The 25,730-nt window shown below is 61.0% G+C and carries 22 protein-coding genes; 15 read left to right on the top strand and 7 right to left on the bottom strand.

Annotated features, from left to right (window positions below; genetic code table 11):
• Window positions 1–159: 159 nt before the first annotated feature.
• Together CKW29_RS24955 and cobF are read left to right on the top strand one after the other, a co-directional pair.
• Window positions 160–744 (top strand): histidine phosphatase family protein, encoded by a 585-nt coding sequence (locus CKW29_RS24955; RefSeq protein WP_095149300.1) that lies wholly within the window; start codon window positions 160–162, stop codon window positions 742–744.
• Complete coding sequence (gene cobF, locus CKW29_RS24950) at window positions 744–1,511, top strand: precorrin-6A synthase (deacetylating) (protein WP_095149299.1); 768 nt, start codon at window positions 744–746, stop codon at window positions 1,509–1,511. The genes CKW29_RS24955 and cobF overlap by 1 nt, the downstream gene beginning before the upstream one ends.
• Window positions 1,512–1,518: 7 nt before the next feature.
• On the opposite strand, the gene CKW29_RS24945 is transcribed toward cobF, so the two are convergent.
• A complete protein-coding gene (locus CKW29_RS24945; RefSeq protein WP_095149298.1) occupies window positions 1,519–2,853 on the bottom strand; it encodes a substrate-binding domain-containing protein in 1,335 nt (444 codons plus the stop codon).
• A gap of 135 nt (window positions 2,854–2,988) precedes the next feature.
• Complete coding sequence (gene xthA, locus CKW29_RS24940; RefSeq protein WP_095146901.1) at window positions 2,989–3,801, bottom strand: exodeoxyribonuclease III; 813 nt, start codon at window positions 3,799–3,801, stop codon at window positions 2,989–2,991.
• 175 nt (window positions 3,802–3,976) lie between these two features.
• Between xthA and CKW29_RS24935 the strand changes: the two genes are divergently transcribed.
• From CKW29_RS24935 to CKW29_RS24925, 3 genes are all read left to right on the top strand, one after another.
• Entirely contained in the window at window positions 3,977–4,627 is a 651-nt protein-coding gene (locus tag CKW29_RS24935; RefSeq protein ID WP_095146902.1) for an N-acetyltransferase, read from the top strand.
• Between the two features lie 65 nt (window positions 4,628–4,692).
• Window positions 4,693–6,420 (top strand): autotransporter assembly complex family protein, encoded by a 1,728-nt coding sequence (locus tag CKW29_RS24930; RefSeq protein ID WP_095146903.1) that lies wholly within the window; start codon window positions 4,693–4,695, stop codon window positions 6,418–6,420.
• Window positions 6,417–10,088: a translocation/assembly module TamB domain-containing protein gene (locus CKW29_RS24925; protein WP_095149297.1), complete on the top strand. Its 3,672-nt coding sequence runs from the start codon at window positions 6,417–6,419 to the stop codon at window positions 10,086–10,088. The genes CKW29_RS24930 and CKW29_RS24925 overlap by 4 nt, the downstream gene beginning before the upstream one ends.
• Window positions 10,089–10,426: 338 nt before the next feature.
• Here the strand turns inward: CKW29_RS24925 and CKW29_RS24920 are convergent, their stop codons facing one another.
• The gene (locus tag CKW29_RS24920) at window positions 10,427–11,179 is read right to left on the bottom strand and encodes a UDP-2,3-diacylglucosamine diphosphatase (protein ID WP_095146905.1); all 753 of its coding nucleotides are present in this window, start codon (window positions 11,177–11,179) and stop codon (window positions 10,427–10,429) included.
• The gene (locus CKW29_RS24915) at window positions 11,176–11,679 is read right to left on the bottom strand and encodes a peptidylprolyl isomerase (protein WP_095146906.1); all 504 of its coding nucleotides are present in this window, start codon (window positions 11,677–11,679) and stop codon (window positions 11,176–11,178) included. Before CKW29_RS24915 ends, CKW29_RS24920 begins: the two co-directional genes overlap by 4 nt.
• Window positions 11,680–11,939: 260 nt before the next feature.
• Between CKW29_RS24915 and CKW29_RS24910 the strand changes: the two genes are divergently transcribed.
• Entirely contained in the window at window positions 11,940–13,637 is a 1,698-nt protein-coding gene (locus tag CKW29_RS24910) for a glutamine--tRNA ligase/YqeY domain fusion protein (protein WP_095146907.1), read from the top strand.
• A gap of 20 nt (window positions 13,638–13,657) precedes the next feature.
• A complete protein-coding gene (gene cysS, locus CKW29_RS24905) occupies window positions 13,658–15,040 on the top strand; it encodes a cysteine--tRNA ligase (RefSeq protein ID WP_007970481.1) in 1,383 nt (460 codons plus the stop codon).
• A gap of 71 nt (window positions 15,041–15,111) precedes the next feature.
• Here the strand turns inward: cysS and CKW29_RS24900 are convergent, their stop codons facing one another.
• The 3 genes from CKW29_RS24900 to CKW29_RS24890 form a co-directional block, all read right to left on the bottom strand.
• Window positions 15,112–15,489, bottom strand: coding sequence for a type II toxin-antitoxin system VapC family toxin (locus tag CKW29_RS24900; RefSeq protein ID WP_095146908.1), 378 nt, complete (start codon window positions 15,487–15,489; stop codon window positions 15,112–15,114).
• Window positions 15,486–15,725: a type II toxin-antitoxin system Phd/YefM family antitoxin gene (locus tag CKW29_RS24895; protein WP_095146909.1), complete on the bottom strand. Its 240-nt coding sequence runs from the start codon at window positions 15,723–15,725 to the stop codon at window positions 15,486–15,488. Before CKW29_RS24895 ends, CKW29_RS24900 begins: the two co-directional genes overlap by 4 nt.
• Window positions 15,726–15,804: 79 nt before the next feature.
• Window positions 15,805–17,640, bottom strand: a complete 1,836-nt coding sequence (locus tag CKW29_RS24890) for a sigma-54-dependent Fis family transcriptional regulator (protein ID WP_095149296.1) — start codon at window positions 17,638–17,640, stop codon at window positions 15,805–15,807.
• A 304-nt stretch (window positions 17,641–17,944) separates the two neighbouring features.
• Here CKW29_RS24890 and CKW29_RS24885 point away from each other — a divergent pair, with 304 nt between their 5' ends.
• The 8 genes from CKW29_RS24885 (at window position 17,945) to CKW29_RS24850 (ending at window position 25,547) form a co-directional block, all read left to right on the top strand.
• The gene (locus CKW29_RS24885) at window positions 17,945–19,039 is read left to right on the top strand and encodes an ABC transporter ATP-binding protein (RefSeq protein WP_095146911.1); all 1,095 of its coding nucleotides are present in this window, start codon (window positions 17,945–17,947) and stop codon (window positions 19,037–19,039) included.
• The gene (locus CKW29_RS24880) at window positions 19,039–20,136 is read left to right on the top strand and encodes an ABC transporter ATP-binding protein (protein ID WP_095146912.1); all 1,098 of its coding nucleotides are present in this window, start codon (window positions 19,039–19,041) and stop codon (window positions 20,134–20,136) included. The genes CKW29_RS24885 and CKW29_RS24880 overlap by 1 nt, the downstream gene beginning before the upstream one ends.
• On the top strand, window positions 20,133–20,999 hold the full coding sequence (locus CKW29_RS24875; RefSeq protein WP_095083197.1) for a carbohydrate ABC transporter permease: 867 nt from the start codon (window positions 20,133–20,135) through the stop codon (window positions 20,997–20,999). Before CKW29_RS24880 ends, CKW29_RS24875 begins: the two co-directional genes overlap by 4 nt.
• Before the next feature lie 8 nt (window positions 21,000–21,007).
• Window positions 21,008–21,808 carry a carbohydrate ABC transporter permease gene (locus tag CKW29_RS24870; RefSeq protein ID WP_095146913.1) on the top strand — a complete coding sequence of 267 codons (801 nt, stop codon included), beginning with the start codon at window positions 21,008–21,010 and terminating at the stop codon, window positions 21,806–21,808.
• A gap of 10 nt (window positions 21,809–21,818) precedes the next feature.
• Window positions 21,819–22,091 carry a DUF2160 domain-containing protein gene (locus CKW29_RS24865; RefSeq protein ID WP_095083200.1) on the top strand — a complete coding sequence of 91 codons (273 nt, stop codon included), beginning with the start codon at window positions 21,819–21,821 and terminating at the stop codon, window positions 22,089–22,091.
• A 45-nt stretch (window positions 22,092–22,136) separates the two neighbouring features.
• A complete protein-coding gene (locus CKW29_RS24860; RefSeq protein ID WP_095083202.1) occupies window positions 22,137–23,879 on the top strand; it encodes an ABC transporter substrate-binding protein in 1,743 nt (580 codons plus the stop codon).
• Window positions 23,880–24,020: 141 nt separating this feature from the next.
• Window positions 24,021–24,980: a tRNA-dihydrouridine synthase gene (locus CKW29_RS24855; RefSeq protein ID WP_095146914.1), complete on the top strand. Its 960-nt coding sequence runs from the start codon at window positions 24,021–24,023 to the stop codon at window positions 24,978–24,980.
• Between the two features lie 120 nt (window positions 24,981–25,100).
• Window positions 25,101–25,547 carry an Hsp20 family protein gene (locus CKW29_RS24850; RefSeq protein WP_095146915.1) on the top strand — a complete coding sequence of 149 codons (447 nt, stop codon included), beginning with the start codon at window positions 25,101–25,103 and terminating at the stop codon, window positions 25,545–25,547.
• Window positions 25,548–25,730 lie beyond the last annotated feature (183 nt).

Genomic DNA, 25,730 nt, shown 5'->3' with positions numbered 1-25,730 from the left:
AAAAAGGAAGGAAAGTATTAATATCGCGCATAAGAACGCCGGTTTGTTAGATGTGTTTGCTCGCACGAACATCATCAATCAAATCGGCGTTCTTGTTTCTGTGTTTCCCGGGATTCCGTGAAGAACCTTTTTTTTACCCCTATTTCAGAGTGCTCCTACGTGTCGGTAACCCGCTTGACCTTGATCTGCCATGCCAGAACCGTCGCACAAAAACTGGCGCGCTTTCCGATGGATGAGCCACTGGAAATGGATTGGCAGACGGTCAAGGGCAGCCGGGTCGGTCGATTCCGGCAGCCGCCACAGCTGCTCGCCGGGCCGGAAACCCGTGCCCGGCAGACCGCAGCGTTATTTGGTAGCGACGTGCAGTGCGTGCCGGCGCTGAGGGATTACGATTTCGGACGCTGGCACGGGCTGCGCATCAACGACTTGCACAAGGCCGAGCCTGAAGCGTTGCAGGTCTGGCTCGGCGATCCGCACGCAGCCCCCCATGGCGGGGAGTCGGTGACGCAACTGTGCCAGCGAGTGGGGCTCTGGCTGGATGAACTCAGCACAAGGCCCGGGCATTTCCTGGCCATCACCCACCCGTTCGTGATTCGCGCCGCCCTGATGCAAGTCCTGCAGTGCCCGCCGGGGGCCTTCCACCAGATCGACGTCCTGCCGCTCTCAAGCGCCGAGCTGCACTTTAATGGCCGCTGGCGTTTGCGCTTGATCGACAGGGTCGCACCCGCCGAGGAGGAGCATTGATGAAGCAGTTGCTGGTTATCGGTATCGGCGCGGGCAATCCCGACTACATCACCATGCAGGCCGTCAAGGCGCTGAACCGGGTCGATGTGTTCTTCCTGATGGACAAGGGCCAGAGCAAGGACACGTTGATCGACCTGCGTCGCGACATCTGCGCGCGCTATATCACTGATCCGGGTTATCGCTTCGTCGAAGCCCACAGTCCTGAGCGCGTTCGTGGTGACACGGATTACAACGCCAGTGTCGAGGCGCTTAATCGCGACAAGCAACGGACCTTCGAACGGCTGATCAACGATCACATGGCGGATGGCGAATGTGCGGCGTTCCTGGTGTGGGGCGATCCGTCCTTGTACGACAGCACTGTGCGGATCTTGCAGACGATCCTCGAGTCGGGTCGCTGCTTCTTTGAGTTCGAGGTCATTCCTGGCATCAGCAGCGTCCAGGCACTGGCGGCGCAGCACAAGGTGCCGTTGAACGGCATTGGCCGCTCGATTGAAATCACCACCGGGCGCCGCGTGGCCCAGGGGCAGGTCAGCGAGGCCGACAGCCTGGTGGTGATGCTGGATGCGCAAGACGCCTATCAGCAGATTGCCGATCAGGAGCTACAGATTTACTGGGGGGCCTACCTGGGCACGCCGGATGAGATCCTGATCGCCGGCAAGCTCAAGGACGTGGCCGGCGAGATAGAACGGGTCAGGAAAAACGCGCGGCTGGCCAACGGCTGGATCATGGACACTTACCTGATTCGCAAGCCTGAATCGTCGCAGTGAGGCGGTGTCAGTAGACCCAGACCTCCACCCGGCGATTCTTGACGCGCCCTTCATCGTCACTGTTGGCCGCCACCGGCATCTGTGCGCCAAAACCACGGACCTCCCGCAGCACCACACCCCGTTTCACCAGTTCACGGCGCACCGCCATGGCCCGTAGTTTCGAGAGCAGGGCGGCGCGATCCGGGTCGCTCTTGGCATCGCCGAAGCCAACCAGTGTCACCTGTCTGTTGAGTTTGTCGTGCTGCTTTAAATAGTCGAACACCCGCGACAGGTCTTCTCGGGCCTTGTTGTCCAGGCTGGCGCTGCCTTCCTCGAAACGGAAGTTCACCGTCAGCCGCTGTGCCTGCCGGGCAAGGGCCTGGTAGTCATCCGGCAGTTGCCCGCCCGGGGGGACGGTCATGGCCTGCACGGTCTGCGCAATAAACCCGTTGGCGGCGACAATGGCCTGACCCTGGCGGCTCAGGGCAAAATTCACCAACGCCCGGGCCCATGGATTTTCGGCATTGGGCGGCAGGTAGAAATACAGCCGGCGGGACAGGGGATAGTCCTCGGTGGCGATCAGGCTGTTGAGTGGCAGCATGGGTTGCGAGGCTCCGTCGACAATCGCCACCGCCTTGGCCTGACGCACATAGGGCAGCGCGATGAAGCCGATGCCCTGTGGGTCCTGGCTGACCGCATCGGACAGTTGCTCGCTGGACTCGAATCGCCTGGCCGATCCCGCCAGTGCTTTGCCGTGCTCACGCAGTACCAGCTCCTTGAAGGTGTCATAGGTGCCTGACCGGTCATCCCGGGCATACAGGTGCACCGGTCCGCCGATGCCACCGAGTTGTTCCCAGGTGGTCGCTTCACCGCTGAATACCTGTGCCAACTGGTCGGTGTTCAATTGGGTCAGTGGATTGTCCGGGTGCAGGATAATGGCCAGGCCATCGATGGCGATCACATGCTCGGCGTTGGGGGCTTTCAGGTTGCCAAGGGCCTGGAGGTCCACCCGTTCGCTGTCCTTGATTGGGCGCGAGGAAGCCGCCAGGTCGGCGCGGGCGTTGTTCAGGGCAACAAAGCCGGTGCTGGAGCCGTGGGCGGCGATGTCCACGCTCACCTGGCGACCTTCAGTTGTCTGGCCGACAATCCGTTGCTCGTTGTTGCCCGAGGCTTCACTGTGGACCTTGAGCAGGCCTTGCTCGTGCATCAAGCCTTTGACCAGTGCAGGGGCCAGGGCGGCGCCGATGGTGTTGGAGCCCTGGATACGCAAGGCCGTGCCTTGCTCGGGTATCGGCAGTTGGCTGGCGTAGGCAGAGAGTGGCTGCAAGCCGCAGAGCAGCAGCGATAACAGAGCACGCAGCATGGGGCCGACACCTTAAAGGCCAAGGGAAGTGCGACGACAATAAGTCATTAAAGTGTCTGAAATATGACGGTAGCACGCCGCAGACCGTCCCCCCTGCGCAAGCTGAGGGAGCGATCCCGGCGATCGGCGGGGGGATCAGCTCAACTCAAGCCAGATCGGCGCATGGTCCGAAGGTTTTTCCATGCCGCGCAGGTCATAGTCGACACCGGCGTCCTTGATCCTTGGCAACAACGCCTGGGATGCCAGGATCAGGTCGATCCGCAGGCCGCGCTTGGGTTCGTCTTCAAAGCCGCGGCTGCGGTAGTCGAACCAGCTGAAGCGATCGGCCACGTCCGGGTTCAGGTGACGGAAGCTGTCCACCAGGCCCCAGTTTTTCAGGCGGGCCATCCACTCGCGCTCTTCGGGCAGAAAGCTGCATTTACCGGTTTTCAGCCAGCGCTTCATGTTGTCCGGGCCGATGCCGATGTCACAGTCTTGCGGGGAGATGTTCACGTCACCCATCACCACCAGTGGCTGGTCGTTGCTGAACCGGGTTTCCAGCAGGGCTTGCAGGTCGCTGTAGAAACGCGCCTTGGCCGGGAATTTGGTGGGGTGGTCACGGCTTTCGCCTTGTGGGAAATAGCCATTCATGATGGTCACGGGCGTGCCATGGGCATCGGCGAAGGTGCCCCAGATGAAGCGCCGCTGGGCGTCTTCTTCATCGCCGTCAAAGCCTTTGTGAATCTCCAGGGGCGCCTGGCGCGAGAGCAGGGCAACGCCGTAATGGCCTTTTTGCCCATGGTAATGCACGTGGTAACCCAGCGCCTGGACCTCGGCGAGCGGGAATTGGTCGTCGTGGACCTTGGTTTCCTGCAGGCCGATGACATCTGGCTGGTGCTTATCGATCAGTGCCGCCAACTGATGGGGGCGGGCGCGCAGGCCATTGATATTGAACGAGACGATCTTCATGGTCGACAGCCCTGGCAAAACTGCGATGCTAGCTGACCTGCGGCATGGGGGCCAGCGTGGCAGTAGTCTGTCTGCGCTGCTAATGTCTTTGAGCGTAGGAAAGATCGCTACTGTGCCGGGATCGTACGACAAAGAGCGGGGCCTTTTGAGTCTCGCCCAGGGGAGATAGACCGCCATGCCTGAAACTTCGACCGCCATCGCTGACATTCACCGGCTCGACAGCGGCTATTCGCGTGAAGCGCGTTCCTTGCTGTACCAGGCTTACCGGCACGAGCCGACCTTCAAGTTCCTATTCGAGGCCGAGCGTCCCGGCTATGAGCAGCGTGTGCGGGCCACGGTACGGGAACTGGTCAAGCAGCATTTTCTCCAGGAACTGCCGGCCATCGGACTGGTAGTCAATGACCGGTTGATCGGCATTGCCCTGATCGCGCCGCCGCAACGACGGCTGGGCATTACCGAAAGCTGGGCCTGGCGCCTGCGGATGGTGCTGAGTACCGGTTTTCGCTGCACCCGTCGTTACCTGGACTATCACGCGGCCGTCACGGCTTGCATCCCTTCGGACTCGGTGCATGTGTTGCCGTTGCTGGGGATTCACCCGCAGTTTCAAGGCCAGCACTTCGGCGAGCAGCTACTCCAGGCGGTGCACAACTGGTGTGCGGTCGATGAGCATTCCCGGGGGGTGGTACTCGACACGGGGAATCCGCTTTATCTGGAGTTCTACAAGCGTCAGGGTTACGAGGAAATCGGTGAAGTGGCTGTCGGGCCAATCCGCGAGCACGTGTTTTTTCACGCCAATCCCCAGGTACTAAACAGCGCTACGGGTTAACGCCGAACTTTTGTTCAGATTGTTCGCTCTATCACGCTCCCACGCTCGTGATAGCATCCGCGCCTATGAAGTTTCCAGGAAGATTTACCAGTGGCTTGCTCGTGCTGTTCAGCAGCGCAGGCGCACTGGCGCAAAGTGAATTGGACGTCAGGATCAAACCGTCCAACGATGAGCTGAAGGCCAATATCGAAGGCTATATCGGAGGGCTCGGTGATCGTGACGAGGACGCCTTGCTGCGCTTCAGTCGCGGCGCCGAAGAGCAGGCGCGCAAGGCCGCCCAGGCCCTGGGTTACTACCAGCCCCATATAGAAAGCGAAGTCAAAAACGGCAAGTCGCCGCGACTGGTGTTGAACATCGACCCCGGCGAACCGGTGCGCCTGCGCAACGTGACCATCCGCGTCGAAGGGCCCGCGGCCTCCCTCAAGTCCTTTCGTGTGCCCAAGAGTGATGTGCTCAAGCCCGGTGCCGTGCTCAACCACGGTCATTACGAAGATGCCAAGCGCCTGATACAGAACCAGGCCTCGCGTTTCGGCTTTTTCAGTGGTCGCTTTACCCGCCAGAAACTGTTGGTGGACCCGCGAGCCGGGGTCGCCGACATCGAACTGGTCTATGAAAGCGGCCCGCGTTATGCGTTGGGCCAGGTCAGTTTTGCCGGTGATACACCGTTCGACGAGGACCTGTTGCAGCGCATGGTTCCGTTCAAAAACGGCGCTCCTTATGATTCCGAACTGATCGCCGAGCTCAGTCAGGCCTTGCAGTCGAGCGGCTATTTCGAGTCGGTGCGGGTCGACGCCACGCCCACCTCGGCGGCCAACGAGGTGATTCCGGTGGCGGTCAATCTGGACGCCCGCAAGCCACGCACCATGGGCCTGGGTTTGGGCTACTCCACGGACGTCGGTCCGCGGGCCAAGGCCAACTGGACGCGTCACTGGGTCAACCCCCAAGGCCACAGCTACGGCTGGGAAGCCGAACTCTCGGCACCCCGGCAGAACGTTGGCCTCTGGTACGACGTACCGCTGGACCCACCCCTCACCGACAAACTGCGGTTTGCCGGGGGCTATCAAAATGAAGAGCTGGCCAACACCGACAGCTTGAGCAAGCTGCTGACCCTGGGCCCGGAATGGCACAGCAAGTTGCCCAGTGGCTGGCAACGGGTGATCTCGTTGAAATGGCAACGCGAGGAATACCGCCTTGGCGATGACTCGGGCCTGAGCAACCTGCTGATGCCCGGCGTGAGCTACTCCTACCTGCGCAGTGACAACCGGATCGACCCGCACAAAGGCTATCGCCTGCAGTTCGACAGCAAGGTCGCCAAGGAAGGGCTGGGCTCGGACAACAATCTTCTGTATGGCACGGCGCTGGTCAAAGGCTTGACCACGGTGTTCGACAATCATCGGTTCCTGGCCCGCGCGCAAGTCGGCGGTTCGGCCACCAATGGCTACAAATCCATTCCACCGTCCTTGCGCTTCTTCGCCGGTGGCGATCAGAGCGTGCGTGGCTACGACTACCAGAGCCTGTCCCCGGAAAACAATGAAGGCGACCGCATTGGCGGGCGCTACATGGTCACGGGCAGTCTTGAGTATCAGTACTCCATCGCCGAAAAATGGCGAGTGGCGACCTTCATCGACCAGGGTAACTCGTTCAATACCCTCGAGCTGCCCAGTCTCAAGACCGGGGTTGGCCTTGGCGTGCGCTGGGTTTCACCGGTCGGGCCGATCCGCCTGGATCTGGCCCATGCACTGGATGATCCAGGTGGTATTCGTTTGCACTTTTCCATGGGGCCTGAGCTGTGAAGCGTGGTTTGAAAATAACGCTGCTGGCGACGGTGTCGCTGGTGGCTGTGGTCCTGCTGGGCATCGGCGTGTTGCTGGGTACGCAAGCAGGTAGCCGCTGGGCCCTGGGCCAGGTGCCGGGTTTGACCGTGGACAATTTCCAGGGCCGGCTGGGTGGCCAATGGCGTGCCGATCATCTGGTGTGGCAGCAGGCCGGTGACCGGGTCGAGCTGAGACAGCCGGTGTTTGCCTGGTCGCCCTTGTGCCTGACCCGCATGACCCTGTGCATCGAGCAACTGAAGGCCGAGCAAGTGATTCTGCAATTTGCCCCGGGCAGCGAATCCAGCAGCGGACCGATCAGCCTGCCTGACCTGAAGTTGCCGGTGGCTATCCAGTTGGGAGAGGTGCAGGTCGGTAGCCTGTTGCTCAACGGCAGCGAACAGCTCAAGGACCTGCAACTGGCCGCGCACTGGACGGCCGAGGGGTTGCAGCTCGATTCCGTGCATCTGCAGCGTGACGACCTGAGCCTGGACCTGTCCGGCCTGTTGCAACCGACCGGCAACTGGCCGCTGCAGGCCACCGGCAAGCTGACGTTGCCGGCACCGGGTAGCGCGCCATGGGCGCTGGCGTTGAGGGTTGAAGGCGACCTGTTGAAAACCCTGAACCTGACGGCGGACAGCAGCGGATACCTGCAAGGTCGGTTGACGGGTGAGTTGCAACCGCTGGCGGACAACCTGCCCGCCAAGGTGCGGATCACTGCCGATGGTTTCAAGGCCAGTGCCGACCTGCCCGACACCTTGCAGCTCAATCAGTTGGAACTGACCGGCAACGGTGACCTGAAAAACGGCTATCAATTGCAAGGCAATGCCACATTGCCCGCTGAAGAGGGGCCGGTTGCCTTGCGCCTGCAGGGCCGGGTCGACGCCAGGGGCGCGCAGATCGCCGGGCTGGAATTGAACGCCAGTGACAAGCAGAGCCTGAAACTGACCGGGCAACTGGATTGGTCCGAGGGCTTGAGTGCCGAGGCGAAGATCGATTGGCTGGACTTCCCGTGGCACCGGTTGTACCCGGTGATCGATGAACCCCAAGTGGCACTGCGTAGCTTCAACGCAGAAGCCTCGTACCGCGACGGCAACTACCTGGGCAACTTCAAGGCGGCGCTCGGCGGCCCGGCGGGGGCGTTCAGCCTGAGCAGCCCGTTCAGCGGCGACCTGACGAAAATCTTCCTGCCGCAGTTCCAGCTGGCGGCCGGACAGGGCAAGGCCGAGGGGTATCTGAACCTGCAATTTGCCGACGGCATTGCCTGGGACACCGCGCTGGACTTGTCGGCGATCAACCCGGCGTACTGGCTCGCGGAGCTGCCGGGTACCCTGGCCGGTCCCTTGCGCAGCAAGGGTGAGATGAAGAACGAACAACTGAATCTTACGGCCGACCTCGACCTCAAGGGCAAGCTGCGCGGGCAGCCAGCGCTCTTGCAGGCCAAGGCTGAAGGGGCTGGCGAGCGCTGGAACCTGAGCACGCTGCAGATCCGCCTGGGCGAAAACCGCATTGATGGCCGCGCCAGCTTGCAACAGACGCTCGCCGGTCAGCTCGACATCAAGGCGCCGCGTCTCGGCCAGCTCTGGCCGCAGCTGCGTGGCCAGCTCAATGGCCGGGTCGATGTCGCCGGCAGTCTCCAGGCGCCCCAAGGCACCCTCAGCCTGCAAGGTGTGCAGCTGGCGTTCGACGACAATCGCCTGAAAAGCCTGAACCTGGATGCCACCCTGGACAAGGCGCAGCGCGCGAAGATCGACCTCAAGGGCAGCGGTATCGAGGTGGGCGATAGCCAGCTCGGCACGCTGACCGCCAGCGGCCAGGGCGACATCAAGCAGCAGAAGCTGCTACTGGACCTGCAAGGCCCCTTGTTGAAGCTGGCGCTGGGCCTGGACGGCAATCTCGACAAGGGCAACTGGCGCGGCCGTCTGGCCAGCGGTGACATTCAGGCAGGCGGCCAGGACTGGAAGCTGCAAGGGCCAGCGCGGATTGAACGCATGGCTGATGGCAAACTGACCTTCGGCGCCCATTGCTGGATGTCCGGCCCCGCCAGTCTGTGCGGCGAGGACCAACGCCTGATGCCCGAGCCCAAGCTGCGCTATCACCTCAAGCAATTCCCTATCGACAGCTTGGCGCAATGGCTGCCCAAGGACTTTGCCTGGCAGGGCAAGCTCAACGCCGACGTGCAACTGGACCTGCCGGCCAGCGGCCCGAAAGGCCAGATACTGGTCGATGCCAGCGGCGGCACCCTGCGCCTCAAGGAAAAGGAGCAGTGGCTGGACTTCCCATACCAGACCCTGAAGCTGACCAGCACCCTCAACCCCAAGCGCATCGACACGCAGTTGGACTTCGTCGGCGGCAAGCTGGGCGAGCTGATGGTACAGGCGCAGATCAATCCACTGCCCAGGAACAAACCCCTGAGCGGTTCTTTCCGCCTGAGCGGGTTGGACCTGTCGGTGGCGCGCCCCTTCGTGCCGATGGTCGAGAAACTGGCCGGGCGCCTGAACGGCAGCGGCAGTTTGTCCGGCGGGCTATTGGCGCCGCAGGTCAATGGCAACCTGACCTTGAGCGACGGTGAAATCTCCGGGCCGGAACTGCCGACGCGTCTCGAGGCGTTACAGGTCAAGGCGCAGATCGCCGGTGAAAACGTGCAACTCAACGGTGGCTGGAAAAGTGGCAAGAACGGGCAGGGTAGCCTGAACGGGCACGTCGCCTGGGGGCAGGCATTGGTGGTGGACCTGAGCCTCAAGGGGCAGCAACTGCCAGTAACGGTCGAGCCCTACGCGGCGCTGGAAGTGGCGCCGGACCTGACTATCTCGATCAAGGACGACAAGCTGGCGATTACCGGCAAGGTGCGGGTGCCCAAGGGTGAGATCACCGTGCGCGAGTTGCCGCCCTCGACGGTCAAGGTCTCCGATGACACGGTGATCGTCGGTCATCAGACCGAGGAGGGCAAAACACCGATGGCCATGGCGATGGACATCGACGTGGTGGTGGGCGAGGACAAACTGAGCTTTGCCGGTTTCGGCCTGACGGCCAACCTGCAAGGTCACGTGCACATCGGCGACAACATGGATACCCGCGGCGAGCTCTGGCTCAACGACGGCCGTTACCGTGCCTACGGCCAGCGCCTGACGGTACGGCGTGCGCGGCTATTCTTCACCGGGCCCATCGACCAGCCGTACCTGGATATCGAAGCGGTGCGTCAGACCGACGACGTGATTGCCGGTATTCGCCTGAGCGGCAGTGCCGAGCAGCCGACGACGCAAATCTTCTCGGAGCCGGCCATGAGCCAGGAGCAGGCATTGTCCTACCTGGTGCTCGGACGTCCGCTGAGCAGCAACGGCGAAGACAACAACATGCTCGCGCAAGCCGCCTTGGGCCTGGGGCTGATGGGCAGCTCGGATCTGACCGGCAGCCTGGCCAAGAACCTGGGTATTCAGGATTTCCAGCTCGACACCCAAGGCAGCGGCACCACCACCAGCGTGGTGGCCAGTGGCAACATCTCCGAGAAGCTCAGCTTGCGTTATGGCGTTGGCGTGTTCGAACCGGCCAGCACCATCGCCTTGCGCTACAAACTGAGCAAAAAGGTCTTTCTGGAAGCCGCCAGCGGTATCGCCAGTTCCCTGGATATCTTTTACAAGCGGGATTTTTGAGGCACCAGCACGTGCTTGTGGCGAGGGCGCTTGCTCCCGCTGGGGGGGGCGAAGCGCCCCCAACTAAGCGATCGCGGTGAGTAGTTTTGGTTCTTCACGGATTACCGGGAAAAACGCTCTGGATCTTCATGAAAATTGTGTACGGATTCAGCTTCGTGGATTAAATCCAGGGCGTGCTTTCTGTAGGAGGGTGCGTGCTCGCGAAGCATTCAAGGGCACCGAGTAGATCCAGAGTGCGCGCGTTATCGTTGACGACCATCGCGAGCGGGCTCGCTCCTACAAGTGGGGTATTGAGCAACCTTATCCAGTATTGCGATCCAGGGGGGCTTGTGTGGCTGTCAGTTGCCGGGCAGCGCCAGGGGTGGCGGTGGCACGAAATCGAACGCCGCCAGTTGAAAGCCTTGCTCGTCCACCTGCAGTGCCCAGCCTTGCTTGTCCCAATCCCCCAGCACGATGCGCTTGGCGGCCAGGTCGCCAATCTGCAGCTTGTGGATGGCGGGGCGGTGGGTGTGGCCGTGGACCAGGGTTTTGACCCCGTAGTGCTGCATGATCCGCGGGATTTCCTCGGGGGTCACGTCAACGATGTCATTGGCTTTCATGCGGACTTGCGTCCGGCTTTCGCTACGCAGCTTGCGTGCCAGCGCATGCCGGGTGCGCAGGGGCAGATGGCGCAGGATGAACAGGGTAATGGGGTTGCGCAGGTAACGGCGCAGCTTCATGTAGGCCACGTCGCGGGTGCACAGGCTGTCGCCGTGCATCAGTAGCACCGGTTCGCCGTTGAACGGTACGACACTCGGATCCTTGAGCAGGGTGCAGCCGGCAGCCTTGCAGAAGGCCTTGCCTAGCAGGAAGTCCCGGTTGCCGTGCATCAGGAATATCGCCGTGCCACTGTCGCTGAGGTTGCGCAGGGCCTGGCAGATGGAGCGTTGGAAGGGGGTCATGGCGTCGTCGCCGATCCATGCCTCGAAAAAGTCGCCCAGAATGTAGAGCGCACTCGCCGAGCGGGCGCGTCCGGCGAGCAAATCCAGAAACGCCCGGGTAATGTCCGGGCGCTCCTCTTCCAGATGTAAGTCTGAAATCAGCAGTATCACTCAATGATCTCGGCTTTCTCGATGATCACGTCGTCTGCTGGCACGTCCTGGTGGCCGGCCTTCATGGTGGTGGAAACACCCTTGATCTTGTCGACAACGTCGGTGCCAGCAGTCACTTTACCGAACACGGCGTAGCCCCAACCCTGAACGTTCTTGCCGCTGTGGTTGAGGAAGCTGTTGTCCGCCACGTTGATGAAGAACTGCGCGGAAGCCGAATGCGGCTCCATGGTGCGAGCCATGGCCACGGTGTACTTGTCGTTGGACAGGCCGTTGTCCGCTTCGTTCTGGATGCTTGGACGCTTGTCTTTCTTTTCCTTCATGCCTGGCTCGAAACCGCCGCCCTGGATCATGAAGTTGCCGATTACGCGGTGGAACACGGTGTTGGTGTAGTGGCCGGCCTTGACGTACTCGATGAAGTTGGCCACGGTGATCGGGGCCTTCTCGGCGTTCAGGTCCAGGACGATGTCGCCATGGTTGGTGGTCAGTTTGACTTGAGTCATGATCGTTACTCTGTAAGAAATTCGTGGCTTTCGGGGCGCCGCCTGACGCAGGCAACCCCACAGCGGTCTGGCAAAAAATTGCCAAGGTGCGCAGTTTAGCGTGATGGCGACGAATTTCGAGGCTGTTTTTCATTCGCCGTGCATTAAAAGCAGCAGTTTTCCGGCCTGCTCTGTCAGGCACTTGACCGCATCGGCTATGATAGCGGCTTTGTTTTGTCCGGCCTGCCTGTAGGCCACGCACTTGTACGTCCAAGGATCCTATGAGCAAGCCCACTGTCGACCCGACTTCGAATGCCAAGACCGGCCCTGCCGTGCCGGTCAATTTCCTGCGCCCGATCATCCAGGCGGACCTGGACTCGGGTAAGCACACGCAGATCGTCACCCGTTTCCCGCCTGAGCCCAACGGCTACCTGCACATCGGTCACGCCAAGTCGATCTGTGTGAACTTCGGTCTGGCCCAGGAATTCGGTGGCGTGACTCACCTGCGCTTCGACGACACCAACCCGGCCAAGGAAGACCAGGAATACATCGACGCCATCGAAAGCGACGTCAAGTGGCTGGGTTTCCAGTGGTCAGGTGAAGTGCGCTATGCCTCGCAGTACTTCGACCAACTGCACGACTGGGCCGTGGAGCTGATCAAGGCCGGCAAGGCGTACGTTTGCGACCTGACACCCGAGCAAGCCAGGGAATACCGTGGCAGCCTGACCGAGCCGGGCAAGAACAGCCCGTTTCGCGAGCGTTCCGTGGAAGAGAACCTGGACCTGTTCGCCCGCATGAAAGCCGGCGAGTTCAAGGACGGCGCACGGGTGCTGCGGGCCAAGATCGACATGGCCTCGCCGAACATGAACCTGCGCGACCCGATCATGTATCGCATCCGCCACGCTCATCACCACCAGACCGGTGACAAGTGGTGCATCTACCCCAACTACGACTTCACCCACGGTCAGTCGGACGCCATCGAAGGCATCACCCACTCGATCTGCACCCTGGAGTTCGAAAGCCATCGTCCGTTGTACGAGTGGTTCCTCGAGAGCCTGCCCGTGCCGGCCAAGCCGCGCCAGTACGAGTTCAGCCGCCTGAACCTGAACTACACCATCACCAGCAAGCGCAAGCTCAAGCAGCTGGTTGATGAAAAGCACGTCAATGGGTGGGACGACCCGCGCATGTCGACGCTGTCGGGCTTCCGTCGTCGTGGCTACACGCCGAAATCGATCCGCAACTTCTGCGAAATGATCGGCACTAACCGTTCCGATGGCGTGGTGGACTTCGGCATGCTCGAATTCAGCATCCGTGACGACCTCGACCACAGCGCCCCGCGTGCCATGTGCGTGCTGCGTCCGCTGAAAGTCGTGATCACCAACTACCCGCAAGGCCAGGTCGAGAACCTCGAGCTGCCATGCCACCCGAAAGAAGACATGGGCGTGCGCGTCCTGCCGTTCGCCCGTGAGATCTACATCGACCGTGAAGACTTCATGGAAGAGCCGCCAAAGGGCTACAAGCGCCTGGAGCCGGCTGGCGAAGTGCGTCTGCGCGGCAGCTACGTGATCCGTGCCGACGAAGCGATCAAGGACGCCGATGGCAACATCGTCGAACTGCGTTGCTCCTACGACCCGGACACCCTGGGCAAGAACCCTGAAGGCCGCAAGGTCAAAGGCGTGGTCCACTGGGTGCCGGCCGCGGCCAGCGTCGAGTGCGAAGTGCGTCTGTATGATCGTCTGTTCCGCTCTCCAAACCCGGAGAAGGCCGAAGACAGCGCGAGTTTCCTGGACAACATCAACCCTGATTCGCTGCAGGTGCTCACCGGTTGTCGTGCTGAACCCTCGCTGGGCAATGCACAGCCGGAGGATCGTTTCCAGTTCGAGCGCGAAGGTTACTTCTGCGCGGATATCAAGGACTCGAAACCAGGTCAGCCGGTATTCAACCGTACCGTGACCCTGCGTGATTCGTGGGGCCAGTGATTTAGCGTCAAGGAATTATCGTGCTTACGATCTACAACACGCTCACCAAGAGCAAAGAAGTCTTCAAGCCGCTGGATGGCAACAAGGTGCGCATGTACGTCTGCGGGATGACCGTGTACGACTACTGCCACCTGGGCCACGGCCGCAGCATGGTCGCGTTCGACCTGGTGACCCGCTGGTTGCGGTTCAGCGGTTACGACCTGACCTACGTGCGCAACATCACCGACATCGACGACAAGATCATCAACCGGGCCAATGAGAACGGCGAGTCGTTCGAAGCCTTGACCGAGCGCATGATCGCGGCGATGCACGAAGATGAAGCGCGCCTGAACATCAAGAAGCCGGACATGGAGCCGCGTGCCACCGACCATATCCCGGGCATGCACGCGATGATCCAGACCCTGATCGACAAGGGCTATGCGTACGCCCCGGGCAATGGCGACGTGTACTACCGCGTCGGCAAGTTCATGGGCTACGGCAAGCTGTCGCGCAAAAAGATCGAAGACCTGCGCATTGGCGCCCGCATCGAAGTCGACGAGTCCAAGCAGGACCCGCTGGACTTCGTGCTGTGGAAAGCCGCGAAGCCGGGCGAGCCGAGCTGGGAGTCGCCGTGGGGCGCCGGGCGTCCGGGCTGGCACATCGAGTGCTCGGTGATGTCCACCTGCTGCCTGGGCGAGACCTTCGACATTCATGGCGGCGGCAGCGACCTGGAGTTCCCGCATCACGAAAACGAAATCGCCCAGAGCGAAGCGGCCACCGGCAAGACCTACGCCAACGCGTGGATGCATTGCGGGATGATTCGCATCAATGGCGAGAAGATGTCCAAGTCCTTGAACAACTTCTTCACCATTCGCGACGTGCTGGACAAGTACCACCCGGAAGTCGTGCGTTACCTGCTGGTATCGAGCCACTACCGCAGCGCCATCAACTACTCGGAAGACAACCTCAAGGACGCCAAGGGCGCCCTGGAGCGTTTCTACCACGCGTTGAAAGGCCTGCCGAACGTGGCACCGGCTGGCGGCGAAGCCTTTGTCGAGCGCTTCACCCAGGTGATGAACGACGACTTCGGTACCCCGGAAGCCTGCGCAGTGCTGTTCGAGATGGTGCGAGAGATCAACCGTCTGCGTGAGAGCGATCTGAACGCGGCGGCCGGTCTGGCGGCGCGCTTGAAAGAGCTGGCTAGCGTGCTGGGCGTGTTGCAGCTCGAAGCCGATGACTTCCTGCAGGCCGGTGCCGAAGGGCGGGTCGACGCAGCCGAAGTCGAGGCGCTGATTGCTGCGCGCCTGGCGGCGCGTGCCGGCAAGGACTGGGCCGAATCCGACCGCATCCGCGACCAGCTCACCGCCATGGGCGTGGTGCTGGAAGACGGCAAGGGCGGCACGACCTGGCGTCTGGCTGACTGAGTGCTGTAGTGCTTACAAAACAAAACCCGCCTTGTGCGGGTTTTGTTTGTCTGCGGATCGGAGGATGTCGATTAAACCAGAATGGCCAGGGACGTGTACTTGGCAACCAAAGGATCGGCAGTCAGCAGTCTCATGGGCTCGGTAATTGCCGTGGCGACGATCAACCGATCAAACGGGTCTCGATGGTGATGCTCAAGATCCTTCACCGCGATGGCGTGTTCCGAGGTGATCGGCAATTCGATGAAACCGCTTTGCGTGCAGTATTCGCGAATCTCTTCAAGATCGACATTCAGCTTGCCCAGCCCGACCTTGATTGCCATTTCCCAAAAAGTTGCGGCGCTGACGTAGATCTCGGCAGCGCTCTCGATGAGTTTTCTGGCCTTGGCTGACAATTTGGGATCGTCACTTAACGTCCACAGCAAAATATGGGTGTCGAGCAGTACCCTCATTCGTGAGTACCCTCGAAGGCGTCCAGCATTTCATTTGGCAATGGTGCGTCAAAGTCGTCAGGCAGAACGAGTTTGCCTTTCATCGCACCGATCCGCCGCCCGGAGGGTTTTACGACCGGTACCAGGCGGGCGAGGGCCCGCCCATGTTTGGCGATGGTGATGACTTGTCCGGAGGCCGCGTCATCGACCAGTTTGGACAAGTTGTTTTTGGCTTCCCCAAGTGGAACGGTGATCATGATGTGCCTCCAATATTTTGGCTAAATATAGCCAAAATATGTCATGGCAGTAAAGACGAGCAGACAGCAGGTCGAGTCTTCATGTGTCCAGCTGCCGTAACCGCTTGTACAACGTATTGCGGCTGACCCCCAATCGCCGCGCCAAGTGTGAAATATTCCCTCCCGCGGCCTGCAACTGACGGTACAATTCTCCTGCATTATTCAAATCCACCGCCAGCGGCTTTGGTATTTCTACCGGCTCCATCTCCAGATCCACAAAAAAATCATCCGGCAAATGCTCCGGCCTTATCGGTTGGTCCTCGGCCATGACCAGCGCCACCTGCATCACGCTGCTGACCTGACGCAGGTTGCCCGGCCATGGATGGCGGGCGAACAGGGCCATGACTTCGCTGCTCAGCCCAGCCCATTGCGTGGGCTCGCGGTGCTGTTCCCACAGGCGCTTGAACAGTGCCGCTTTGTCGCTGCGCTCCCTGAGCGGCGGCAACTCGAGGGTCAAGCCGCCGATGCGGTAGTACAGGTCCTCGCGAAAACGTCCTAGCTGAACCTGTTCGCGCAATGAGCGGTTGGTCGCCGAGATGATCCGGATGTCCACCGCGAACAGTTCGCTGCTGCCCACCGGTTGCACGCAGCGTTCCTGCAACACCCTTAGCAGGCGAGCCTGGGTGGGCAGTGGCATGTCGCCGATCTCGTCGAGGAACAGCGTGCCTTTGTCTGCCTTGCGGATCAGCCCGATGCTGCCTTTCTGGTTGGCGCCGGTGAAGGCACCTTTCTCGTAGCCAAACAGCTCGGACTCCACCAGTTCGGCGGGGATCGCTGCACAGTTGACGGCAATGAGTGGCTGTTTGCTGCGGGAGCTGGCCTGGTGCAGGGCTTTGACAAAGACTTCCTTGCCGACGCCGGTTTCCCCGTGGATCAACAGCGGAATGTCTTTTTCCAGCAAGCGCTCGGCCTGGCGCACGGCTTTTTCCACCCGGCTGTCACCAAAGTGCAGGGTGCCGAGGCTGATGGCCTCGGGGGCAGGGCCTGGGGGCACGGCCAATACCCGCGCTAGAGTCGGCCGCTGTTGCGGGCGCTTGAGCAGGCAATGAAAGCGATTGCGCCCCGAGGCTTGCAGGGCGAAGGGCAGGCCGTCGGGTTGATTGAGCAGTTCCAGCAATGACACTTTGAACAGGCTGTCGATACTGACCCGCGACAGGCTGACGCCCAGCAGGTTGTCGGCACGCCGGTTGGCCGACAGCACCTGGCCGCTCTCATCGAAGATCAACAGCCCGGCCCATTGGCTGTCCAGGTTGTTCAGGCCGGTGTTGAACACCAGTTGAAAATGTTCGCCCTTGAACAGGTTGAGGATCAGCCGGTTCTCCACGGTCTGGCTCATCATCCTGACCATGCCCAGGGTGTGGTCGGGCGGCAGGTAGCTGTCGCTGGACACATCGAGCACGGCTATCACCCGGCGCTGGGCATCGAAGATCGGCGCGGCAGAGCCGGTCATGAAGCGGTTGGCCTTCAGAAAGTGCTCATCGTGGGCAATATGCACCGCCTGTTCGCACGCCAGCGCCGTGCCGATGGCGTTGGTGCCGCTGCATTGCTCTTGCCAGCTGGCGCCGGCATTGAAGCCACGACTCAGGCGCGGATCGATAAAGCGTCGAGTGCCCCAGGTGGTCAGCACCTGGCCCTGGTGGTCGGCGAGCATGATCAGGCAATTGGAGTTGCTCAGGATGTTCTCGTAGTAGGGCAGCACTTCCTGGTGGGTGGTCTGCACCAGTGAATGCTGGCTTTCGAGCAAGCGCGCGATGCCGTCGGCGGGTAACTGGTCGAAGGCGGGAAGGCTCTGATGCTGCAGGCCGAACGAGCGGCAACGGGTCCAGGAGTCCTGGATGATGGCGTCATGGGACAACGCGGGGGCAGGTGCGGCCATGGGCGGTCAGCCTCTGAATCACGCTTTTATTGTTGTTATGGGGGTGCATCGCGTCCGCTACGCCAACGGCCCGCGGGCGTCAGGCGTGGTCGAAAGCGTCCATACAGTGTTGTTCACGATTGTTCATTGTCAATCGTGGAACTGTTCAATTGTTCAATCGCGGTTGTTCATTTCTGTTCAGTCACGAATGCGTTGTTTTCCCTGAATGGCAGATTCTCAAGGCAGATCAATCGCTTGGAATTTCTGGCACGGATGTCGCTTTGGTGCAGCGGTCGCTGGACTCCAATAATAAAAAGGCCGAGCCATGTCACTCACGCTGGAGCACGTCAGCCGTACCGTCGAGGGTCAGGTCTGGATCGATGACGCCAACCTCAGTTTCGAGCCCGGATCCTTCAATGTCTTGCTGGGGCGCACACTGTCCGGCAAGACCAGCCTGATGCGGCTGATGGCCGGGCTCGACAAACCCGATCACGGGCGCATCCTGATGAACGGTGTAGACGTCACCCAGCGCCCGGTGCGCTTGCGCAACGTGTCGATGGTCTATCAGCAGTTCATCAACTACCCGACCATGACCGTGTTCGAGAACATCGCCTCGCCATTGCGTCAGGCGGGTGTATCGGCCGAACAGATCCAGAGCAAGGTGTACGAGACGGCCCGGATGCTACGCATCGAGAAGTTCCTGCAACGCTATCCGCTGGAACTGTCCGGTGGGCAGCAGCAACGCACCGCCATGGCCCGGGCGCTGGTCAAGGACGCCGAATTGATCCTGTTCGACGAGCCATTGGTCAACCTCGACTACAAGTTGCGCGAAGAACTGCGTCAGGAAATGCGCGAGCTGTTTCAGGCCCGTCACACCATCGCGGTCTACGCCACCACCGAACCCAACGAAGCCCTGGCCTTGGGCGGCACCACTACTATTGTTCACGAGGGGCGGGTGATTCAGAGCGGCAAGACCGCCGAGGTCTATCACCAACCGCAAACCGTGCTGGCGGCCGAGCTGTTTTCCGAGCCGCCGATCAACCTCATGCCCGGGCGCATTGCCGGCAATGAAGTCAGCTTCGCCAATTTCGTGCACTTCCCGCTGAACGTCGATTTGCGTCCGGTGGGCGAGGGCGAGTTCCGGTTTGGCGTGCGCCCCAGCCATATCTCGCTGGTGCCCGGCAATGATGACGATCTGGAGTTGGCGGTGACCGTCGAGGTGGCGGAAATCAGTGGTTCGGAAACCTTCCTGCACGTACGCAACGAGTATTTCCTGTTGGTCCTGCATTTGCCCGGGGTCCATGAGTACGACGTGGACGCACCGATTCGTATCTACATCCCGACCCACAAACTGTTTGTCTTCGATGAACAGGGACGCCTGCTCCAGGCGCCCGGACGTCGCGTTGCGAGGGTTGCCTGATGGCCGAAATTCATTTGCAGAACCTCGCCCACAGCTACACCCGCACGCCCGTGGGACCTGAGGATTATGCGATTCGCGAGATGAACCATGTCTGGGAGCAGGGTGGCGCCTATGCCTTGCTCGGGCCGTCCGGTTGCGGCAAATCGACCTTGCTCAACATCATCTCCGGCCTGCTCAGCCCTTCCCAGGGCCAGGTGTTGTTCGACAACAAGGTGGTCAACCTGCTGACCCCCGAGAAACGCAACATCGCCCAGGTTTTTCAGTTTCCGGTGGTCTACGACACCATGACGGTGTTCGACAACCTGGCCTTCCCGCTGCGCAACCAGGGCATGGCCGAGGCCAAGGTGCACAGCAAGGTCCAGGAAATCGCCGAGGTCCTCGACCTGCAGGCCTTGTTGGGCAGAAAGGCCCGCAACCTCACCGCCGACGAAAAGCAGAAAGTCTCCATGGGCCGTGGCCTGGTGCGCGATGACGTGTCGGCGATCCTGTTCGACGAGCCGCTGACGGTGATCGACCCGCACCTGAAGTGGAAGCTGCGGCGCAAGCTCAAGCAGATTCATGAGCAGTTCAACATCACCATGGTCTACGTCACCCACGATCAGCTCGAAGCCTCCACATTCGCCGACAAGATCGCGGTGATGTACGGCGGGCAAATCGTCCAGTTCGGTACCCCGCGAGAGCTGTTCGAACGCCCGAGCCACACCTTTGTCGGTTATTTCATCGGCAGCCCGGGGATGAACCTCATCGAGGTCACGCCACGGGCCGGTGGCGTTGGTTTCGGCGGGACTGACCTGGCGTTGTCCGAAGACCTGCAGCGGCGTATCGGTGAAACCGAGTGGAAAACCCTGAAAGTGGGGATTCGCCCGGAGTTCATCCACGTTTGGGACGAACCCTATGAGGAGGCGCTGCGGGCGACGGTGGTCCATGTCGAGGACCTGGGCACCTACAAGATCATGACGTTGAACCTGGACGGCGTGCCGCTCAAGGTGCGCCTGGCTGAAGACAAGCCGGTGCCCCAGGGCGTGGCGTCCATCAGTTTTCCGGCGCAGTGGCTGATGGTCTACGCCGATGACTACCTGCTGGAGGTCCGGCCATGAACAAGGTGCAGAACAACAAGGCCTGGTGGCTGGTGCTACCGGTGTTCCTGCTGGTGGCGTTCAGTGCGGTGGTGCCGATGATGACCGTGGTCAATTACTCGGTGCAGGACATTTTCGACCAGTCGAGCCGCTACTTCGTCGGTGCCGACTGGTACAGGCAGGTGCTGCTCGATCCGCGCCTGCATGACTCGTTGCTGCGCCAGTTCATCTATTCGGCCTGCGTGCTGTTGATCGAGATTCCCCTGGGCATCGGCATCGCCCTGACCATGCCGACCAAGGGGCGCTGGTCCTCGGTGGTGCTGATCATCCTGGCCATCCCGTTGTTGATCCCGTGGAATGTGGTCGGCACCATCTGGCAGATCTTCGGGCGCGCCGACATCGGCCTGCTTGGCTCGACCCTCAATGCCATGGGCATCAGCTACAACTACGCGGCCAACACCATGGACGCCTGGGTCACGGTGCTGGTGATGGACGTATGGCACTGGACCTCGCTGGTAGCGTTGCTGTGTTTCTCCGGCCTGCGGGCGATACCGGATGTGTACTACCAGGCCGCACGGATCGACCGGGCGTCGAGCTGGGCGGTGTTCCGCCACATCCAGTTGCCCAAGCTCAAGAGCGTGCTGCTGATCGCGGTGATGCTGCGGTTCATGGACAGTTTCATGATCTACACCGAGCCGTTCGTGCTCACGGGCGGTGGTCCGGGCAACGCCACCACCTTTCTCAGCCAGACCCTGACCCAGATGGCCATCGGCCAATTTGACCTGGGGCCGGCCGCCGCGTTTTCGCTGGTGTACTTCCTGATCATCCTGTTGGTGTCCTGGCTGTTCTACACCGCCATGACCCACTCCGACGCCAACCGCTGAGGCCTGACATGAGCAAAACAAAGCTGGTGCCTCTGTTGATCTACATCCTGTTTCTGCTGGTACCTATCTACTGGCTGCTGAACATGTCTTTCAAGAGCAACACCGAAATCCTCGGTGGCCTGACCCTGTTTCCCCAGGACTTCACCCTGGCCAACTACCGGGTGATCTTCACCGACCCCAGTTGGTACACCGGTTACCTGAACTCGCTGTATTACGTGAGCCTGAACACGGTGATCTCCCTGAGCGTGGCGCTGCCGGCCGCCTATGCGTTCTCGCGCTACCGGTTCCTCGGCGACAAGCACTTGTTCTTCTGGTTGCTGACCAACCGCATGGCGCCACCGGCGGTGTTCTTGCTGCCGTTTTTTCAGCTGTACTCCTCCATTGGCCTGTTCGATACCCACATCGCCGTGGCCCTGGCCCATTGCCTGTTCAACGTGCCGCTGGCGGTGTGGATTCTCGAGGGCTTCATGTCCGGTGTGCCCAAGGAAATCGACGAAACCGCCTACATCGACGGCTACAGTTTTCCCAAGTTCTTCGTGAAAATTTTCATCCCGTTGATTGGCTCGGGAATCGGTGTGACGGCGTTCTTCTGCTTCATGTTTTCCTGGGTCGAGCTGTTGCTGGCGCGCACCCTGACCTCGGTGAACGCCAAGCCCATTGCGGCGGTGATGACCCGTACCGTGTCCGCGTCGGGCATCGACTGGGGCGTGCTCGCGGCGGCCGGCGTGCTGACGATCCTGCCGGGCATGCTGGTGATCTGGTTTGTCCGTAACCATGTGGCCAAGGGCTTTGCCCTGGGTCGGGTGTGAGGAACTGATGATGGAGTGGATGAACTGGACCCCACCGACCGCAGCCTTTTTCGGCGTCATCGCCGTATTGCTGGTGGGCATGACCACCTGGGAGTTGCGTTCGCCGAGCATTTCCCGGCGCGGCTTTTTACCGATCAGCACCACCCGTGGTGATCGGCTGTTTATCGGTCTTCTCGGCAGCGCCTACCTGCATTTGCTGGTGATCGGCGCTACCGGCTGGAGCATCTGGGTGGCCTTTGCGCTGTCCCTGGTGTGGCTGTTGGCTGTGATGCGCTGGGGCTAGTCGAATCGCTCGGCACCGTGCTCCGAAACCCAAACAGGAGGTCTTATGTTCGAGAAAAACAATAAGTTGCGACATAGCGTTTCATTGGCAGCCATGCTGGCGCTCAGCGGGTTGAGTGCCGCGGCCTGGGCCGATGCCTATGAAGACGCCGCGAAAAAATGGATTGGCAGCGAATTCAAGCCATCCACCCTCACGGCCGAGCAACAGCTGGAAGAGCTGAAGTGGTTCATCAAGGCGTCCGAGCCGTTTCGCGGGATGAAGATCAACGTGGTGTCGGAAACCATCGCCACCCACGAGTACGAGTCCAAGGTCCTGGCCAAGGCCTTCAGCGAAATCACCGGGATCAAGCTGACCCACGACCTGCTGCAGGAAGGCGACGTGGTGGAAAAACTGCAGACCCAGATGCAGTCGGACAAGAACATTTATGACGGCTGGGTCAACGACTCGGACCTGATCGGCACCCACTTTCGCTACGGCAAGACCCAATCGATCACCGACCTGATGGCCAACGAAGGCAAGGACTACACCTTGCCAACCCTGGACATCCAGGACTTCATCGGCATTTCCTTCACCACTGCGCCAGACGGCAAGCTGTACCAGTTGCCCGACCAGCAGTTCGCCAACCTCTACTGGTTCCGCGCCGACTGGTTCGAGCGTCCGGACCTCAAGGCAAAATTCAAGGCGAAGTACGGCTATGAACTGGGCGTGCCGGTGAACTGGTCGGCCTATGAGGACATTGCCCGGTTCTTTACCGAAGACGTCAAGGAAATCGACGGCAAGCGCGTCTACGGGCACATGGACTACGGCAAGAAAGACCCGTCCCTGGGCTGGCGTTTCACCGATGCCTGGTTCTCCATGGCCGGTGCCGGCGACAAGGGCATACCCAATGGCTTGCCAGTGGACGAGTGGGGGATTCGCGTCGAGGACTGCCATCCGGTCGGATCCAGCGTGACCCGTGGTGGCGACACCAACGGCCCGGCGGCGGTCTATGCGACGCAGAAATATGTCGACTGGATGAAGGCCTACGCACCACCGGAGGCGGCCGGCATGACCTTCTCCGAGTCCGGCCCGGTACCGTCCCAGGGCAACATCGCCCAGCAGATCTTCTGGTACACCGCGTTTACCGCCGACATGACCAAGCCGGGCCTGCCGGTGATGAATGCCGACGGCACACCGAAGTGGCGCATGGCTCCCTCGCCCAAGGGCCCGTATTGGGAGGAGGGCATGAAGCTGGGGTATCAGGACGCCGGTTCCTGGACCTTCCTCAAGTCCACGCCGGAGAAGCAGAAACTCGCAGCGTGGCTCTATGCACAGTTCGTGACCTCGAAAACCGTATCGCTGAAGAAAACCATCGTTGGCCTGACGCCGATTCGCGAGTCGGACATCAATTCCCAGGCCATGACCGACCTGGCGCCGAAACTCGGTGGCCTGGTGGAGTTCTACCGCAGCCCGGCCCGCGTGCAATGGACCCCGACCGGGACCAACGTGCCGGACTATCCGCGCCTGGCGCAGCTGTGGTGGAGTCACATTGCCGAAGCCGCCAGCGGCGAGAAAACCCCGCAACAGGCCCTCGATGGCCTGGCCAAGGACCAGGACGCCATCCTGGCCCGCCTTGAACGCTCCAAAGTGCAACCGGTGTGCGGGCCGAAGCTCAACCCCGAGCGCGACGCGCAATACTGGTTCGACCAGCCGGGCGCACCGAAACCGAAACTGGCCAACGAGAAACCCAAAGGCGAGACCGTGAGCTACAACGAGTTGCTGAAGTCGTGGGAGGCGGCGCGCAAGTAAGGGCTACCGTGCGATGAATGACGGCACCCCAGGGTGCCGTTGTTTTTTCCAGGGGCCAGCAAAGCAACCGTCCACCCGTCCGACATGCCCTGAGCGATGAAACCCGGTAAACTGCCGCACGTTTTTCGTTGAGTGTTTTCCATGCAAATTGCTTTGGCGCCCATGGAGGGGTTGGTCGACAACATCCTGCGGGACGTGCTGACCCGTGTTGGCGGTATCGATTGGTGCGTGACCGAGTTCATTCGGATCAACGATCAGCTGCTGACGCCAGCCTATTTCCACAAGTTCGGCCCTGAACTGTTGCACGGTGCCAAGACCGCTGCCGGCGTGCCGTTGCGCGTGCAGCTGCTGGGTTCCGACCCGATGTGCCTGGCGGAAAACGCGGCGCTGGCGTGTGAGCTGGGGTCCGAGGTGATCGACCTGAACTTCGGTTGCCCGGCCAAGACCGTGAACAAGTCCCGTGGCGGCGCGGTGTTGCTCAAGGAACCGGAGTTGCTCAATCGGATCGTCGAGCACGTTCGCCGCGCGGTCCCCGCGCACATTCCGGTGACCGCCAAGATGCGCCTGGGCTTTGACAGTCCGGACGGTTCGCTGGTGTGTGCCACGGCCCTGGCCGAAGGCGGCGCCGAGCACATCGTGGTGCATGCCCGGACCAAGACGGATGGCTACAAGCCGCCGGCGCACTGGGAGTGGATCCCGCGGGTGCAGGACGTGGTCAAGGTGCCGGTGTTCGCCAACGGCGATATCTGGAGCGTGGACGACTGGCGTCGCTGCCGGGAAATCAGCGGAGTGGAAGACATCATGCTCGGTCGCGGCCTGGTGTCGCGCCCCGACCTGGCCCGGCAAATTGCGGCTGCGCGGGCCGGTGAAGAGGTGGTGGAGATGACGTGGGCCGAGTTGCTGCCGCTGATCCAGGCGTTCTGGCTACAGGCCAAGGCGCAGATGACACCACGGCAGTCGCCGGGTCGCTTGAAGCAGTGGCTGGCGATGCTGACCCGCAATTATCCCGAGGCGGTGGAGCTGTTTACGCTCATGCGTCGTGAGACTGAGCTGGACCAGGTTTCGTGTTTGCTCGGTTTGCAGGTCTCTGAAGCGGCCTGAAAAAATCTGCAATTCGTCTCTTGAAATGCAATCAGCGGTCCCTATCTAAGGATTACGCGATGCCGAATTCGGGTCGCGGAGACAAAAAACCTTGCTGATTGTTTTCAGGAGATTTTAATCATGAGTACCGCATTTTCCCTGGCTCCACTGTTCCGTTCTTCGGTTGGTTTCGATCGTTTCAACGATCTGTTCGAGTCTGCGCTGCGCAATGAGCCCGGCAGCAGCTACCCACCTTACAATGTCGAAAAACACGGCGACGACCAATACCGCATCGTCATCGCGGCTGCGGGCTTCCAGGAAGACGACCTGGACCTGCAAGTCGAAAAAGGCGTGTTGACCATCAGTGGCGGCAAACGTGACGCCAACGAAGGCGTGACCTATCTGCATCAAGGCATCGCCCAGCGTGCGTTCAAGCTGTCATTCCGGCTGGCCGATCACATCGAGATCAAGACCGCGGACCTGCGTAACGGCCTGCTGAGCATCGACCTACTGCGCGTGGTGCCGGAAGAGGCGAAAGCCAAACGCATCCCGATCAACGGGACGCAACACGCGGCTTTGCAGAACTGACGTCACCGTAGTGAAGAAGGGCGCCATCGGCGCCCTTTTTTGTGCGTGCGCCAGGCATGGCGCGTTGCGCGTAAGCGCAACCAGTTTGGCTATGGTGGCCACGCTGGTGACTTGGAGGTGCAAGTCCTCTACACACCCGGCAAGGGGAAGTGTTAGCCAGAGGCAAGGGTGTCGCGGGTGACC

It is taken from the genome of Pseudomonas sp. Irchel s3a18 (assembly GCF_900187535.1).
GTDB lineage: Bacteria > Pseudomonadota > Gammaproteobacteria > Pseudomonadales > Pseudomonadaceae > Aquipseudomonas.
Note: the sequence above shows the minus strand (reverse complement) of the source record. Positions and strands in the feature narration are given on the sequence as shown.